The organism is Catenibacterium mitsuokai (assembly GCF_025148785.1).
Taxonomy (GTDB): domain Bacteria; phylum Bacillota_I; class Bacilli_A; order Erysipelotrichales; family Coprobacillaceae; genus Catenibacterium; species Catenibacterium mitsuoka.
The window spans coordinates 1,919,545-1,937,430 of sequence record NZ_CP102271.1; the positions used below are offsets into that span (position 1 = coordinate 1,919,545).

Genomic DNA, 17,886 nt, shown 5'->3' on the forward strand with positions numbered 1-17,886 from the left:
CTATTATAGTACATAATTACACTTTATGCAAACACAAAAAAATCCCCTTATAATGGGGATTTATCGTATTTCTTCATGATATCTAGAATAGGATTGATAACTTTTTCAAGGGAACCATCATTTATAATATGATAGTCGCATGATGACATATATTTATCTCTACGTTCTTTATCTAAAGCATAAAGCTTGTCTGGACCATCCTTTAATAGAGGTCTGCCACTTGGATCGACATCCTTCACAATATCTTCAATTGGACGGTCAATATAGAAAACAACACCATTCTTCTTTAGATATGCAATATTTTCAGGTCTTTTAATCACCCCACCACCCGTAGAGATGATCTTTCCTTCTAACTCAGATACTTCTTTACAGCATGTTGTTTCATTATTTCTAAAATAGTCTTCAGAAATTGCGAACATATCTGGAATGGACATATTAAAGCGATTCACAAGATAATCATCTAAGTCAATCATTTCATGACCTGTTTTTTGTGAAAGCATATGTCCGAATGTTGTTTTACCACTTCCCATAATTCCAATTAAAACGATATTTTTCATGATTCCTTCCTTTCATAGTTACCAATCATTCTAAATGTATTGGTATATGTTTTGATTTCCTGTAAGGCACGCTGGACATGATCTTGATTCAAGTTACCATCTATATCTAAATAGAAATAGTATTCCCATGGAGATAATGGAAGTGGTCTTGATTCAATGCGGGCCATGTTGATGTTGTGTTCCTTAACGACTCTCATGACTTCATAAAGAGCACCGACTTCATGATTGACTGTGAAAACCATACTGATACGATTGGCAGATGGTCTTATTTCATATTGTCTTGCGATAATGATAAAGCGTGTATGATTGCTTTGATCATTTTGTATTGTCTTGGCAATAATATCAAGATTATAGAGCTTAGCTGCTTCACTAGAGGCAATCGCCCCTATTGTATTATCCTGTGCTTCACTGATATACTTAGCAGCTGCAGCAGTGTTCAAATACTCATGACCTTCAATATGATGTGAAGTTAAGAATTCAGAAGTCTGTTTTAAGCCCTGTACATGACTATAGACATCTTTGATATCGTCTAAAGTAGCTCCTTTGATACCAAGTAGATTCTGGTCTATTGTGATAGACTGCTCACCTACAATATAAAAGCCATACTTAGTGAGTAAGTCATAGTTATCATTAATAGCGCCTGTAGAGGAGTTTTCTAGAGGAAGTACACCATAGTCTATATCTCCTTCTTCTAACGCCTTATAGACATCTTCAAAGTGAGGATAGTTGATGCCTTCAATGTCTCCAAACCAACTTTTCATAGCCTGATTAGAGAAAGAACCAGGAACACCCTGATACCCTACTTTAAAGTGTTCTTTAAGTTCTGTTGCTTCATATTTCTTTAAAGGAATAAAAGTAGACTGATAACTTTTAGATACGTTCATTGTATCCTGAACAAACGTTTTCGCATAGGCTTCAAGAGACTTATCTTCTAGACGATCTACATTCTTCTGGATAACTTCTTTTTCTCTATCTTTCTGAAAAATCTGCATATCATGAGCTAATTTATATGTAATAACATCTTTCGCAACATGCATGCGTTTTTCAAATAAAGCGATGATTTCCTTATCAATTGCATCTATTTCTTCGCGACAAGTTTTTAAATCTTTCATAGCGCCTCCAGCATATCTAATACACCTAGTGCTGCCATAGCTTCCACAACAACAATTGCACGAGGAATGATACATGGATCATGTCTTCCAACAATTTCTAATTCTGTATTTTCATGTGTTTTCACATTGATTGTATTCTGTTTTAAAGAGATAGATGGTGTTGGTTTAATGCCTACTGTAAATAATAATGGCATACCATTAGAAATACCACCAGTAATACCACCATTATGGTTTGTAGAAGTCTTGACTTCTTCTCCTTCATAATAGTAAGCATCATTCGCCTCTGTTCCTTTGAGTAAAGTAATATCATCTAGATCACCAAATGAGACTGACTTTACAGCAGGAATACTGAAAAGTAATGGTGATAAATGGGCTTCAATACTATCAAAGAAAGGATTTCCAACTCCTGCTGGTAGTCCTGTTACAGCACATTCAATCTTTCCACCTACACTGTTACCTTCTTTTCTTGCTTCTTCAATTGTTTCCTGCATCTGTGCATAAATATCATCATGAATAACAGGATAGTCTTTCTGATTGAGTTCTTCTAAGTAAGCCGGAGTAATATTTAGTGGATAATGCGTATCTTTCACATCTTTAATAGATAGAATATGTGCACCGACATAAATGCCTTTTTCTTTTAAAATCTGTTTTGCGATAGCACCTGCAAATACAATAGGGGCTGTGAGACGTCCAGAGAAGTGTCCTCCGCCTCTGACATCATTAAATCCTTTGTATTTAATATAAGCAGGATAATCTGAATGTCCTGGACGCATATTATCCTTCAAATAAGAATAATCCTTAGAATGCTGGGATGTATTCTTAATGATGCCACAAAGTGGTGCACCTGTTGTATAGCCATCTAAAACACCACTGAGTATTTCTACTTCGTCTGCTTCTTTTCTTTGCGTACTCATTTTGTTCTTACCTGGAGCACGTCTTTGCATATCCTTATTAACAGCATCCATGTCTAGCTTAATACCAGCAGGAAGATTACCTATTGTGATTCCAATAGCCTTCCCATGGCTTTCACCAAATAAAGATAATTCGATATGATGTCCCCAATTAGCACTCATGGTACTCACCACCTAGTGACTTGAAGTCTTCAAAGAAGCCTGGATAACTCTTCTTTACACAATCCTTATCATCAATAGTAATTGGACCATTGGCACGTGTAGATAAAATAGCTTCAGCCATACACATACGATGATCATTAGAACTTGTCACTTCTGCTTTGTTGTAAGAAGTTGATCCAGTAATAGTCATACTGTCTTCTTCTTCAACTGCATCTATACCAGTCGCTTTTAATAGTTCTACAGAAGCAGTTAAACGGTCACATTCTTTAATACGTAAACGTCCTGCATTGATGATGTGTGATGTCCCTTCTGCTAGACCACAAGCCACTGATACAACAGGCATAAGGTCTGGACATTGTGAAGCATCGATAGTGGCTGGTTTGATTTTATCGCAGACCACTTTAATACCCGCACTTGTTTCTACAATTTCTCCACCCATCTGTTCCATAATATCTAAAATAGCTCTATCACCTTGTGATGAGTGCATATTAAGATTAGTAAGTGTAATATCACTGCCAAGTAAATCAGCCACTAGATAGAAAGCGGCTTGTGAGAAGTCTGCTTCTACATTGTAATCACATGGTTTATAGTTCTGATTACCACGAATCTGGAATGCCTGATAATCATGATTAATGATTTCAATACCAAACTTTTCTAACATATCAAGTGTTAAATCAATATAGCCTTTAGATTCTAAAGGTGTTGTGATTTTAATTAAAGAATCACCCTGTAATAAAGGTAAAGTAAATAACAATCCACTGATAAATTGTGAAGAAACATTACCTGGTACTTCAAATATATCTGAATGAAGCTGACCATCTAGAATAACATCTAAACGTTCTGAGTCTTTTCTAAGATAGGCAATCTTTTGTTTATCAAAGATATCATAGTATACATCAAGTGGTCTTTGTCCGAGTTTTCCTTTGCCGACAAAGTGTACACGAGAAAAGTTAACGAGTGATAAAGGCATAAGGAAACGTAATGTAGAGCCTGATTCATGAGCATCTATTTCTACTCTTCCAAGTCCTAATGTAATAGAACCATCAATAATTAAAGTATCGCCTTCCTGCTTAATAATCGCACCTAAGGCTTTCATGCCTTCTATTGTGGCTTCAATATCTTCTGAATAATCAATACCACTAATACGGCTCATACCTGGTGCGAGTGCTGCACAGATAATAGCACGATGGGCTAATGATTTAGAAGGTGGAACCGCAATTGTTCCTTGAAGTGTTTTTGGTGTAATAGTGATTTTTGTCATTATATGTCCTCTACTTCCAGAATCATCTCTTTCTGATCCTTATGTACATAATACTCTCCTATTGTTTTAAGTAAAACAAAAGATAGTGTTGAATTAATGTTTTTCTTATCAAGATCAATAGCTTTAAGTAGTTCTTTTGTAGGGACATTAGCCTGAGTAGGCAGGTTATAATGTCCTAATGCGTCTTCTATACGTTTTGTAGTCCCTTTTTCACATAATCCTTTAAGTTCTGCGATACGAGTAATAGCCACCATACCAATACCTACTGCTTCACCATGAGAATACTTTTCGTAATGGAAATGCTGCTCGATTGAGTGTCCAATTGTATGACCAAAGTTCAAGCATAAACGATCACCAAAGTCATAAAGATCCTTTTCTACAACATCTCTCTTGATATCTACACATTTATAAATAATTTCATCAATATCTTTGTAAAGATCATCAAAATCCTTATAATGTGCTAATTGATCAAATAAAGCTTTATCTTTTATACAACCATACTTAATGACTTCTCCCATACCATCAGTAATGAAATGAGGGTCCAATGTTTTAAGTGTTAATGGATCAATTAAAACAAGTAATGGATGTTTAAAAGCACCGACTAAATTCTTTCCTTCTGGTAAATCTACGGCAACCTTGCCCCCTACTGAAGAGTCTACCTGTGATAGTAATGAAGTAGGAATCTGTACAAACTTAATACCACGCATATAAGTACTAGCCACAAATCCTGCTAGATCACCAATAACACCTCCACCTAACGCAATCAATAAATCAGTTCTTGTAATCTTAGCTTCTAATAACTGTGAATAGATAGAAGGTAAAATATCAAATCTCTTAGATGTTTCTCCATGAGGAATAACGACTGTAGAGACTTCGTAAGAGTCTTTTAACTGATTGACCAACTGTTCTCCATAAAGTGGAAAAACGTTATCGTCAGAGACAATAACGATTTTCGCACCTGTGAAGACTTGAGAAATAAGTTCTTTGGCTTTATTTAAAATACCTTGTTCAATATATATAGGGTAACTATCTTTTCCTAAGTTCACATTTAGTTTCATATTAGATTTCCTTTCCAACAACTTTACCGATTTCTCTTAGTTCACTAATAAGTTTAGTATATTTTTCAGGCTTTAATGACTGAGCCCCATCACATAATGCATGTTCAGGATCATTATGTACTTCAATAAGTAATCCATCACATCCTGCTGCAACACTTGCCTTAGCCATTGGTTCTACTAACCACCATTTACCACCAGCATGTGATGGGTCAATGATTACAGGAAGATGAGTCATTTTTCTAAGTACTGGAATAGCCTGTAAGTCTAGAGTGTTTCTTGTATATGTTTCGAATGTTCTTACACCTCTTTCACATAGGATGACATTCTCATTACCACTTGCCATGATATATTCTGCACTCATGATCCATTCCTGATATGTTGCACTTAATCCTCTCTTTAATAGGATAGGCTTCTTGACTCTTGCACCTACTTCCTTAAGTAAAGTGAAGTTCTGCATGTTTCTTGCACCAATCTGAACGAGGTCTACCTTTTCATTGAATTCATCAATATCATCAGCACTCATAAGTTCTGATACGATTGGTAAACCTGTTTCCTTCTTAGCAGCCACTAAGTAATCTAAACCAGTAGAACCTAATCCCTGGAATGCATATGGAGATGTTCTAGGCTTGAATGCACCCCCTCTAAGCATATTAGCACCAGCTGCTTTTACTTCCTTCGCAATCGCAATAACCTGTTCTTCTGATTCTACAGAACAAGGACCAGCAATAAGAGCCATATGGCCTCCACCTACTTTTACACCATCTACATCCACAATAGTATCTTCTGGATGGAATGCACGATTAGCTAATTTATAAGGCTGTTCAACTCTCATTACTTTTTCTACAGAAGGTGAAACTTCAATATCTCTAGGATCTACTTTAGTCGTATCACCGATTACACCACAGATAGTGACATCATGACCGACTACTAAATGTGTTTCTAATCCCTTCGCTTCTACCTTTTCCTGAATCTTCTTTACATCTTCTTCACTTGTTTTTGGTTTGAATACAATAATCATAATCTTTTTCTCCTTTGATCATCTACCTGTATAAATAAAAGACCCTCATCCCATAAGGACGAGAGTGTATCTTCGTGTTACCACCTTATTTTATATATCTATCACTAGATATATCTCAACGAGTACTATCATACTCTGACAATATAACGGTTGTGACCGGAAACGCCTACTTCATTCAACGCTCTACTCCAAGACGAATTCAATATCCTCCAAACATCCTTTTACACCACCCAAGGACTCTCTATGCTTCTTTTGGATATCTACTATTTCTTTTCACTGTATTTATACTTAGTAATTCTTAATTTGTGAACTCATCATACTGAATAATCAATACATTGTCAACTACTTTTTCTATTTTTCTTATACATTTATTAATATTTTCTATTTTATCTAAAATTTACGCCACAATTAAGTTAATGCAGTAATATTGTGATTCACTCTTACAATACATATACAGCGTATCACTTGAAAGTGTATCGACTTCACCAATGACTTCTAATTCATATTGAATCTTATAGCCTGAAATAGATTGAATTGTAAGTATATCTTTATTCTTGAGAGACTGCATTTGTTTTAAATACAAGTCTGGTATGACTATATTCTTATTTTTATAGTGTGGTAGATTATCTTCTTTACCTATGACCCACTTGATGTCACCAGCTTGGAGGACTGCCTGTATATCATGTCCTTGTACATCTAAATAGCCACTATCAGAAGGAATATAGGTATCGGGGATCAGTTGTATAGTCTGGTTATAAAGTTTCTGTAATTCCTTTATTTCTTTATTTTGATGATACTTCTCATAACCAAACAAGCAACAAGACACTAGGATACATAAGCACCCTAGTGTCATGAATAAATGACTAATCTTTTTCATGTCTAAATAGTCTACCTAATACAATCAGGAATAATCCTGATACAGTTAATAATGTCACCCAATGATTGATTCTTGTTGTATCCCCGGTTTTAACATGAGAATTTTTCTTAGGTGTATCTGTACTTGTATTAGTGATAATATATTCAGTCTTAGAATCATTACATACTGAAGAAACAATACCTTTATAACCTTTGACACTCTTTTCTTTAATGCTGTAATTCATAGCTTGTTCACTTTTCCATGAATAAGCATAATTATGTGCAGCATCTAGTACGATTGTCTTGATATAAGTAGAACCGTTATAGAGTTCTACATAGATTTTGTCTGGATGTTTAGATCCATTATCAATCCAATGCTTCACTATCTTATATTCATGAGAGGGATTCTTTGAATATTTTGTAAAGTCAATGGATACATCATAACTTGTCCCCTGTGGTAAAGAAATCAAGTAAGGTAAATAGGTATAAGTTGTTCCATTTAATTCTAAGTTATCTGTCATAATAAGATAGAGTCCTGTTTTAAGACCTGTATATGCAACTTTAGAAGAAGTTGCCTGTTTAGTGAGAGCTTTTTGACTTGCCGCATATCCCTTTAATGTGATAGCCGCATTTTTAAGGTCTTCACTTGTTTTTAGCTGATCCAATTGAATATTTGTATTTGTTTCTGCTTCCTTGAAAGCATCGGTGTAATGATAACTACCATCATCCGAAACACTTGCGACACGATACAAATGAACATTTAACCCTGAAATACATTCATTGAGTGTCAAAGAGCATTTCTTATTAACATTGACAGCAGCTACCTGGAATGAATTAAACACAGCGACTGACAGTAGAACTGTAAAACATAATATGTATTTTTTTAATCTTTTCCCCATATAATTGCTGTCATCACCTTTCTTTATATTTTTTCTTGATTGATGTTAAATACCAGATAAACGCAATAATAATTGCAAGTACTACCCAGAACACATCAATGAGTACTGGATCTGCTTTGACTAAATCTCTTCTTACTCTTAGATTTGTCTTATTGATACGATGTCCTCTTACAAGCAATCTATGGGTATTCACACCATAGGGCGTGCAAGTCATAAGAGTACAATAGTCCTGTCCTTCTACTATCTTTAAGTCATCTGTTTCTGTAGGAAGGACTGTTTTAATTTGATCAACTTCATAATAAAGAGTTTGATCTAATACCTGAAGCATGAAGGTATCACCCTTTTTTAACTGATCAATATCAGTAAATAGCTGAGCACTTGGTAATCCTCTATGTCCAGATATAACACAATGTGTACTCTCTCCACCTACTGGTAATGAAGTACCTGGGATATGTCCTATCGCAATCTGTAAGATTTCAGCATCTGTTCCATGATATATAGGAAGAGAGACATTAATCTTAGGGATTTCTACATAACCCATCATACCTGTACCAGTGACATCAAGAGTAGACTCATATATTTTCTTCTCTTGATTGTTCAAAGTAGAGAGTGTTTGTTTCAGGTTTGTATTGTATAGAGTGGCATCATTCCAGAGCTTTTGATATTGTTTGTCAGTCAGGTTTTCTACCTTTTCTTCGTATCCAGCAATAGCTCTTGTTTGATGTCTTTGATTCCAATAGTTACTGAAACTAGGATAAATAAGTAAGGAAAGCCCCATAATGAATACTAAAGCTATAAATGCATTGGTTATCTTCTTTGTCATTATAGGACACTCCTTATTGTTTTATATTACTTACTTTCTGCTTTTTTCTTCATTACTAAGAATGCAGCAGCTGCAAGAATCATAAGTGTACCTGCAGCATATAATACTGTAGTACCCATACCACCTGTATCAGGAAGTTCAGAACCTTTGTAGTTGATTACGTCAGTTTCTAATGTTCCTTCAGCAGTGCTAGGTGTAAATAACACTTCACCATTTGGTTTGTTTCCAGTTAAAGTTTTTAATTGTGGATTATCACTTGTTTCATCATGAGATGCTTCAATCTTGAATTCAATTGGATCCATAGTGTTATAGTTTTCTGGAGTTTTTGTTTCTACTAATTTATACTCACCATCATCTAAACCAGTAAATGTGAAAATTGTTCCATCATTTTCTGTTCCTAAAACTTTTGTGACTTTTTCATATTTTCCATTAACTTTCTTATATAAAGTGAATTCAGCACCAGTTAATGGATTTTTAGCAGAATCTTTTTTATTAACAATTGCCTTATAAGTGAATACAATTACTTTGTCTTCAGGTGTTTCACCTTTTTCTCCACCCTGAGAACTATTTGGGTTATTAGAGAATTCCATATGCATTATATTTGGATTACCTTTTGAGCCAATAACAGCATGTTCATTTAAAGTTGCTTCATATTCAACTCTAATCTTTGTAACTGTACCATCTAAAGCCTTAACATTTTTAATAGTTACATCAAATGTATGTCCATCAGTTGCAGGATAAGTTACCGTATACTGATCTGCAGAAATAGGATCAGTACTATCATTTGTATATACTTTAACTGAATTTTTATCAAATGTTAAACCTTGTGATAAAGTATCATGGAATACTAACTGATAAGCAGCTTTATATTCTTTATAATCACTTGCAACAGTACCTGTTAACTGGAATGGAACTTTGTCACCAATATCCCAGTCAGCAGAATCCTGCCAGTTTGTTGTTTCACCTGTAGTATCATTTGTATCCTTTACCTTTTTGTAAGATTCAGGAACGTTATTTTTCACTGCTACAGTTTTATCACCTACAACTTGTAGAATAAACTTAGTATAAGAATCCTGTCCTGTAATTGGACCTTTATCTTTTACTAAATAATAGCCAGGTTCTAGTCCGGAAATTACATAATTTCCAGAAGCATCTTGAGTATTTGCACTAGCTGCTGGAGTTGTTAAATATCCAGATACTTCATAAGCGAAGACTTTAGAATTGTCATTATTTAATGTTTTTGCTTTTTCCTTTGCATCTCCAAATTTTGTTTTACCTTCATCGCTAACACCACTACCCCATTTAATATCTGAAAGTGTATTGCCTGATACTTTACCAGCAAAAATCTGATAAGCTTCAAAAGTATGTTTAGCTTTAGCACCTGTAATAGTAATAGAACCATTATCATCAGCCGCTATTACTACTGATGGCATAGCAATTGCCATAACCATTGCGAATGCAAGTATGAAACTTGCGAGTTTTTTAAATAGTTTCATATCGTTTTTCCTCCTTGTCCATATGATATCCATTTTTTAATAAAACTCTTCCCTCGTTGAAATACACATATTAATGTTTGTTATTACTAGTTATAAGCCCCCTTCTTTTTTATATTTGCTATATAAGCAAATAGAGTCGCTGTAATAAATAGGGCCCCAATTGCGTAATAACCAAAAGTACCGAATCCTCCAGTATCTGGAAGATCATAGTTATCTAACTTCTTGTTAGTAACTGTAATATCTCCTTCTTGAATACCATCATTGTTTGTATAAGATACCTGATATCCTGAAGGTGCATTGACTTCTTCTACAATGTAGTAATAATCTTCCCCATTGTCTGATTTATAAAGTAGATTCTTCCAAGTATAAGACCAGCCATTGGAAACATCTAATATCACTGGACTACCTTCAGGCTTTTCTGTTGTTTCTACTTCAGGTTCATCAGAAGTAATAGTAATATCATTCACACTAAAGTAAAATGCATTATTCTTAGCTGTAATATAAATATCACAGTCCCCAGTAATTGAATTTGTCTGAATTCCTAGAATCAATTTACCATTCTCATTCTTACAATTTACTGTTCCAAAATTATTTTTGTCTTTTGTAACTTCAAAATTACTTTCTACAAAATTTTCATTAGTACCCCAATTAAAATCCTCGATATATAACGGTTTATTCTGAGCAGCTTGCACTGTCTTTGTGACATTGCCCCCCTCATTGCCGCTAAAATGAAGTGTGACATTACATGTTTTCTTCTTCTTTGTTACTTTATATAACTGAAGTTTTACATTTGCTGCACCTGGCTGAGTTCCCTTATTCTCTTGATCAACCCAGACCTTTTTTACAGAAATGCTGTTAGAGTTATTTGGAACATATAAAGAAACCTCTTTATTGTTAGGAATGTATAATACATCATTATCAAGATTCACACCAGGTATACCCTGTTGACTTAAAGCATCTTTCGCATCCTGCTTTGTCTTATTTTGATCTGCTTGATAAAGTACAAAATAATGTGGATTATTATCCTTGTCATATCCAGTTGGTGCTTCTATTTCTTCTAGTTTATATAATGTATTTGCTACTAAGAACTTATCCTCGCTTGAACCAGAGAAAACAATTTCTCCTTGATCATTTGTGACATACTCATCAGAATTTTCTTTCTGTATTCCTTTCCATTCTTTTGTAGTTGGATCATATTTAGATAATTTAAATTTAGCATTTGGAAGCAACTTAGAATAATCTTTACTATCTACTTTATAAATAGTCATTTTACCTTTAACAACCCCTGCTGAAGAGTGAGTAGTATCAATTGTTGTATCTACTGAAGAAGCATTCTCTCCTTCTAATAATGAAACACTATTTCTAATAGTTGGATTAGCCGCAGTACCCACATCAAAATCATATGCATAAACAAGAACACATGCCAATTCATCTGGCAAAGTGATTGTCAATTTATGATTTGCTTCATCATACTGGACTTTATATCTGCTACTATCTATTACATTGCCTCTATGATCTTCTTTTGTTCCATCATACTCATAAATTTTCAAACTAGACAAATCTAGATATGAAGTATAAGAAGTCCATTCTAAATTTTCTAGTTTATCAACTAAAACTAGTTTATCTGACTTAGGATTTAAATCTTTACCAGCAGGATTAATACATACTGAGTATTCTACTTTTGTAGAGTTCTCAATCTGTTTTGCTGTTTTTGTTACATTCTTAGTTTCACGTTCTACTTCAGTATGCTGTTCCTGTTTATTTCCTTCATATTCTAATGTATTTGTATATTCTTTATTCTCATTTTTTAAATCTTTCCAGAATTCATCAGAAGTGATATCTACAGCATAATATATTGCAATTGGACTATTAGGATGATCTCTCTTCCCCGAACCCCAATCACCATCTGTTTGGTTATAGCCTGGTTTAAATGTGAATGTTACCTTATTAGCACTTTCATCATATGAATACTCGAAATGCTTACTAAGCGTTGTAAATTCAGAATTGCCATCACAATAATATTCAAAATTATCGTTAATGTGATAAACTACTTCTGGTGATCCACGGTCCTCTGGATTGTCTTTAAATCCCGCAGTTTTATAATCTGCACGTTCTCCTTTTTTAACTAATTTTGTACCTTTAGGTAATATATCAGTAAAACTGATTTCTTCATTCGAATTTGGAGTAAATATAATTCTGTAATATAATTTTCCATTACGACTTATATAATCTGTACTTACTTTACTAGAAGAGTATTTATCAGTTGTACCACCATCTATTTTACCATATGCCTGTTTCACAAACTTCTTAGGCTTGTTATAAGTGACTTTGCTTTCAGATTCTTTATTTTGAACAGTACCTTTATTCGCAAAATAATAATCAATACCTTCTTTAATATCCTTTAATTCTGCAGTTGTATGATAAGAAGAAATATTTAAAGACTGCCCTATAAATTTACTACCATCTTTCTTCTTTACAGTCACTTCAAATGCTTTAACATGGGCATCATCAGCAGTAACTTCGTTCTTTTTATCTTCATCTGAATAGAACTTAACACTAATGTCTAATTCATCTTTAGAAATAGGGGTTCCATTCGCATCTTTAAGTTCAATATTTTTATTAATTTCATCTCTTAACTGAGATAAGACTGCATAGTGTTCACCATTAAATTCTTTATCTCCAGTAGATGTACCATTCTTAATCACATCTGAATAAGTGATAGAAGTAATTTCTTTATCAGGAAGCTTCATATAAGCCTGCCATGTATTAGTTATAGTTTGACCATCTTCTGAAACAGTATTACCTGTTAAAGATTTTGTAAGGTCCCAGTCTCTATGCTGTACACCAACACCATAACTACTTTCATAATTTTTCCCATCTTTACCAATAGTACCTTTGTTTGTAACAGTGGTATTTTCTTTAGGTGCATCTGTCTGATATTCAATTGTATAGGTATCATTAGAACCCTCTGGGAATGTATAAGGTAACTCTTCAATTGTAAATGTAGTGCCATCACTTCTCTTTACGGTAATAGGAGTAGGAATATTTAAGTTTTTATCAATCGTATCATTGAATACATAACCACCAATATCTTTCTTATCTGGATTAATTGTAATACGCCAGTTCATCTTTCCTGTATCCTGGTCATATCCACCATATTTAGAAATCATTGAATTAGATACAGCAATTGTTGTTGAGGCTTCTCTTGATGAGTTACCACTTGTTCCTTTTACACTATTTGTAAGTGATCCTGAACCATCTTTATTACCAGGTTCTGCTTTTACTTTATAACTAATTTCATAGCTTTCTCCTGCTTCAAGTTTTGGAAGATCATTCATTGTAAAAGATTCGCCATTGATTGAAGGATTAACTTCAATTGGTGTGCTATTTCCATATTTATCTTTCTTTATTACTGTAAAGCTGTTTTTATCATATTCTGCCTTTGCAGAATCCCAACTTACAAACTTATCTTCAATCTTTACAGGACCTTCAGTACCATTTTTAGTACTTGCTTTTACTGTATAGCTGACTGTTCCATCTTCATTTAATGAAGCTTGCTTAGACATATTCAAATCATATTGTTCTTTACTTGGTTTAACTGTGATTTCTCCACCATCACCACCAAATTTGATTGAACCATCATCATTAGCACCATCTGCAGAAACAGTTCCTTGGAATTCAATATATCCTGAGAATGGTTCCCCATTCGCAAAATCCTCATTAAAATCAATAGTGATTTTTCCATCAGTAGTAATTCGATATGTACCAACTGCTTTACCATTAGATGCATATACTAAACCAGTTTCTTCTTTTAATGGTTTTACGCCATTAGGAAGCTGATAAGAAATTTTATCTTTGCTGTTTGTGACAATACCTGCAGGTAATTTATAGTTAATATGTACTTTAACCTGATCACCATCTTCAAATGTTTTAGATGGAACCCAGTTGCCATTTTGAATCTTGCTGACATCTGCTGATGTAATATATTGACCAAAATCAGTACTTTCTTCAGCTTTTGGCTGACTCGCTGTACCATTATCTGATACTGTCACAGGTGTTTCAGGTGCTGCTGCAGCAGAATTAACTGCTGCAGTGGCAGGAGCATTATTCTTAACCTCTTCCACTACCTGTTCATCCATCTGATTAGTGACTGTTGTTTCAACAGGTTGCTCTACATACTTATTTAATTCAATATTCTTAGTATTAAATGAAACAAGAGAAGAACCATTGACATCATATAGTACATGAGAAGAATCTGTTTCTAATACCAATGTCAGTTTTAATTCACTTTCTGCATTCATGTTCACATGATCTTCATCAAAATATAGAGTCAATAAATTATTTCTAATCTCATAAGTACCAATAGAATGTACTAAATCATTTTCTAGATATAACTTATTTGTTTGTGTATCTTCTACCTTTAATTGTTCTGGTAGGTTATAAGTTAGTGTTTGATTCTTTACAACTGTTTCCTGAGTTGTTTCTTCTTCACTTTCTACATTTTCTATTGAAGCAAGTGTTCCTTGAGGAACAGTTGCCTTAATAAAGAAAGAAAGAGACGTATTGTCTTCAAGATGGACATCAGCTGTATAATCCTTCATTACACCATTATTTTGATACTGTACAGTTGCATCAGTAATCAATGATGTAAAATCATCCATTCTTGCACTATTAATATAGAAAAATGCAATGGCTGTTAAAAAAACCAAGCCAAAAAATAACATTATTTTCTTTCTGCCTGGTTTATTTAAAATATTATATTCTGTCATCTAAATGTCCCCTTTCCCTTAATAAACAGAAAAGCGGGTGATAGGATAAATCTTCATAACGACTCGACCAATAATCTTGTCATTATCAATACAACCTAAATCACGCATTCTTGAATCTATTGCATGATGTCTATTATCCCCTAATACAAATATCTGTCCTTCTGGAACTGTATAAGGAAATACTTCGTCACGTAGAGGATTGTCTTTTCTGTTTTGTATATAGTTTTCATCTAACCTTTTCTCATTCACAAATACATAGCCACTTGAATCAATGTTGATTTTATCCCCACTCAAACCAATCACTCTTCTAACCAGCAGCTTATTATTATACTGAAACGCAATTAAGTCTCCCTGCTTGATAGACTTTGTTTTCTTAATACATACAACATCATTATTTACTAATGTCGGATCCATAGATTCACCCTCTACTATGTAGATTGGACACCAAGTCGTAATGATGAACATCACAATACAAACAACTATTAGACTAATAAAAACGCAATGCTTTTTCATAACAGTACCTTTTAACTTGTAAATTAATATACTATGTACATACGATATCACAACAGAATAAAAAAAATAACCGTTTTCAAGGAAATGGTTACATGTTACATTTTTTGTAACAATATTACTTTGTTAATTCGTAAGCTAATTTTTCTATCGCATAAAGCATAGGAACTCCAGAATATATTTTTCCTAGCATAACGTTACCATCAGAAATATGAATCACTTCATCACATAAATGTTCCATACTTCCCATGTTATTGTTTGAAAGCATAATAATAATATAGTTCTTATTCTTATAACGATAGATTTCTTCAAAAAGAAGCTTTTTTTGTCGCTGTTCATAAAATGCAATGATGACTCCCTGATGTCCTTCAGCAACTCTCTGCACAGGATAAGCAGCTCCATCCACCCCGTAACAATAATATCCTACATGACTTAATAAACGTGATGTATACTTTGCAAAATCACTATTAATCCCTATACCAAGAGTAAGAATTGAATCAGACTGCTTAATAATCGCAGCTGATCTGTGAATGCTTTCCAAATAATCAGATGATTTCACTCTTTCTATAAAGCTAGCAAATTGATCACTCACATCATCTTCTTTAGTCTCCTGTGCCTCAACATGCTCTTTCAATCTATACTTTAATTCTGTAAAACCTTCACACCCCATCTTCTTACAAAAACGCATGATTGTTGCTGTAGATACATGTGTATAATTAGCTAATTCACGAATACTTGCATTTAATACCTTCTTTGTGTTTTTCACAACATAATTGTAAACATAAGCTTCAGTCTCATTAAGACTTTCCACCTGACTGTAAGTAAATTCCAATAGACTTCTCCCTTTCTTTTCTTATCTAGAATATTCTCAACTAATAGTTATTAATATATTACTTTACTACAGTTCACATTTAGAATTTAGGTATTTTCAAAATTTGCAAAAATATTTTATTCATAGTTATATATATATATATATAAGTCGCAATTCGACACATGAAACTACTTACAGACAATATAAAGATTTAATGATGCTGCATCACAGATGAATTCTCCATAGCCATCTATAATATCGATTATGTGTTTACCATCTGTCATGCATTTATATTGTTTACCTACAAACATACGTTTTGTACCCCCTTTACTATTGGTTAATATCACTGCAAGTCCTGTTTCATAAGTCCATCCAATAACATCAGGATCATCTATATAATCATGTCTGATTCCTTCTACATATTGTTTTCTTAGTTTCATCATCTTATCTAACAATTCTTTCTTTGATGAAATATGATCGTGAGGTATACCATAATAATCTCCATAGAAGATACATGGATAACCTTCTTGTCTAAGTAATATACAGGCATATGCTTGTGGTTTAAACCAATCCTCAATAAAAGAAGTTAAAGACTGTCCTGGCTGTGTATCATGGTTATCCACAAATGTGACAGCATACTTGTCATATCTTTGTACTAACGTATTATTGAAGATTTCTCGCATATCATAATAGCCATTAGAATGACTCGCATCATAGAAATGATAATGTAAAGGAACATCAAATAGACTCATACAGAAGTGTGTAGATTCGAGATAGTGACATATATGGTCTATGTCTCCCCAGTATTCCCCTACAGAAAAGAGTTCTTTTTTTGAATGCTGGCGCATTGTAGTGATCCAATGTTCATAAAAAGAAGAGTCTATATGTTTAATTGCATCACATCGAAAGCCATCTAGATGTGTTATATCTTTATACCATAGCCCCCAGTTAATTGCTTCTTTGACTACTTCAGGATTGTTGTAGTCTAAGTCTGCTCCCATCAAGTAATCATAGTTATCATATTCATCATCTACATTCTCACTGAAATGTTTCCCTTTGAATAAATAAAGACCTTTTTGATGTTTAGAGGCATCGTAGTCCACACTTGTGAAGTGTGAGGCATTATAGGTAAAGTCTGAATATTTATGTCTTGATGGAAATGAGAAATAGGTGGAAGCACGAATAACTCTTTTTCTTTTAGAAACTTTATGTCTATGATAGGCATCTACTTTATATGCAATGACCTGTTCCATCCCATCTGCACCAATTAAATGATTAAGTACGATATCTGCATAGACATCTATACCGAATAGATGAAACATCTTTATACACCAGAGGTATTCTTTCTTCGTGCCATATTTGGTACGGATTGTGTTTTTACTATTGAATTCTCCTAAGTCATAATGGTCATAGACACCATAGCCTGTATCATTGACACCATTTGCTCCTTTATAAGCAGGAGGAAGCCATATAGCGGTAATACCTGCTTTTTTAAGTTTATACGCATTGACTCTGAGTATTTTCCACAAATGCGGACTTGAGGGGAGATACCACTCAAAGCCCTGCATCATAACACCTTTCTTCATATCATCACCTCTTCCAGTATTATAGCATGTTTGTGCACAAAGGATATTTAGAGAATGT

At 33.8% G+C, this 17,886-nt stretch carries 14 protein-coding genes and 1 other annotated feature; all 14 genes read right to left on the bottom strand.

The genetic code is table 11. The annotated features are described in order from the left end of the window. Positions 1-47: 47 nt before the first annotated feature. The gene (locus NQ499_RS09990; protein WP_006504894.1) at positions 48-557 is read right to left on the bottom strand and encodes a shikimate kinase; all 510 of its coding nucleotides are present in this window, start codon (positions 555-557) and stop codon (positions 48-50) included. Beyond that, positions 554-1,669, bottom strand: coding sequence for a bifunctional chorismate mutase/prephenate dehydratase (locus NQ499_RS09995; RefSeq protein WP_006504893.1), 1,116 nt, complete (start codon positions 1,667-1,669; stop codon positions 554-556). The genes NQ499_RS09990 and NQ499_RS09995 overlap by 4 nt, the downstream gene beginning before the upstream one ends. After that, positions 1,666-2,742 (bottom strand): chorismate synthase, encoded by a 1,077-nt coding sequence (aroC, locus tag NQ499_RS10000; protein WP_006504892.1) that lies wholly within the window; start codon positions 2,740-2,742, stop codon positions 1,666-1,668. The genes NQ499_RS09995 and aroC overlap by 4 nt, the downstream gene beginning before the upstream one ends. Continuing rightward, positions 2,732-4,003 (bottom strand): 3-phosphoshikimate 1-carboxyvinyltransferase, encoded by a 1,272-nt coding sequence (aroA, locus tag NQ499_RS10005; RefSeq protein ID WP_006504891.1) that lies wholly within the window; start codon positions 4,001-4,003, stop codon positions 2,732-2,734. The genes aroC and aroA overlap by 11 nt, the downstream gene beginning before the upstream one ends. After that, positions 4,003-5,061: a 3-dehydroquinate synthase gene (gene aroB, locus NQ499_RS10010; RefSeq protein ID WP_006504890.1), complete on the bottom strand. Its 1,059-nt coding sequence runs from the start codon at positions 5,059-5,061 to the stop codon at positions 4,003-4,005. Before aroB ends, aroA begins: the two co-directional genes overlap by 1 nt. 1 nt (position 5,062) lies before the next feature. Next, on the bottom strand, positions 5,063-6,079 hold the full coding sequence (gene aroF / locus NQ499_RS10015) for a 3-deoxy-7-phosphoheptulonate synthase (protein ID WP_259848498.1): 1,017 nt from the start codon (positions 6,077-6,079) through the stop codon (positions 5,063-5,065). A gap of 51 nt (positions 6,080-6,130) precedes the next feature. Next, positions 6,131-6,365: a binding site (T-box leader), on the bottom strand. Between the two features lie 111 nt (positions 6,366-6,476). Then, positions 6,477-6,956, bottom strand: a complete 480-nt coding sequence (locus NQ499_RS10020; RefSeq protein WP_006506934.1) for a hypothetical protein — start codon at positions 6,954-6,956, stop codon at positions 6,477-6,479. Then, positions 6,943-7,833, bottom strand: a complete 891-nt coding sequence (locus NQ499_RS10025) for a Cna B-type domain-containing protein (RefSeq protein ID WP_259848499.1) — start codon at positions 7,831-7,833, stop codon at positions 6,943-6,945. Before NQ499_RS10025 ends, NQ499_RS10020 begins: the two co-directional genes overlap by 14 nt. A gap of 13 nt (positions 7,834-7,846) precedes the next feature. Further along, on the bottom strand, positions 7,847-8,656 hold the full coding sequence (locus tag NQ499_RS10030) for a class C sortase (protein ID WP_006506936.1): 810 nt from the start codon (positions 8,654-8,656) through the stop codon (positions 7,847-7,849). A 26-nt stretch (positions 8,657-8,682) separates the two neighbouring features. Further along, positions 8,683-10,152: an isopeptide-forming domain-containing fimbrial protein gene (locus NQ499_RS10035; RefSeq protein WP_040390212.1), complete on the bottom strand. Its 1,470-nt coding sequence runs from the start codon at positions 10,150-10,152 to the stop codon at positions 8,683-8,685. 86 nt (positions 10,153-10,238) lie between these two features. Continuing rightward, complete coding sequence (locus NQ499_RS10040; RefSeq protein ID WP_006506939.1) at positions 10,239-14,921, bottom strand: SpaA isopeptide-forming pilin-related protein; 4,683 nt, start codon at positions 14,919-14,921, stop codon at positions 10,239-10,241. Positions 14,922-14,939: 18 nt separating this feature from the next. Next, on the bottom strand, positions 14,940-15,434 hold the full coding sequence (gene lepB / locus NQ499_RS10045) for a signal peptidase I (RefSeq protein WP_006506940.1): 495 nt from the start codon (positions 15,432-15,434) through the stop codon (positions 14,940-14,942). A gap of 115 nt (positions 15,435-15,549) precedes the next feature. After that, positions 15,550-16,263, bottom strand: a complete 714-nt coding sequence (locus NQ499_RS10050) for a MurR/RpiR family transcriptional regulator (RefSeq protein ID WP_050772211.1) — start codon at positions 16,261-16,263, stop codon at positions 15,550-15,552. Between the two features lie 167 nt (positions 16,264-16,430). Next, positions 16,431-17,828 (bottom strand): alpha-amylase, encoded by a 1,398-nt coding sequence (locus tag NQ499_RS10055; RefSeq protein WP_006506942.1) that lies wholly within the window; start codon positions 17,826-17,828, stop codon positions 16,431-16,433. Positions 17,829-17,886: the final 58 nt, after the last annotated feature.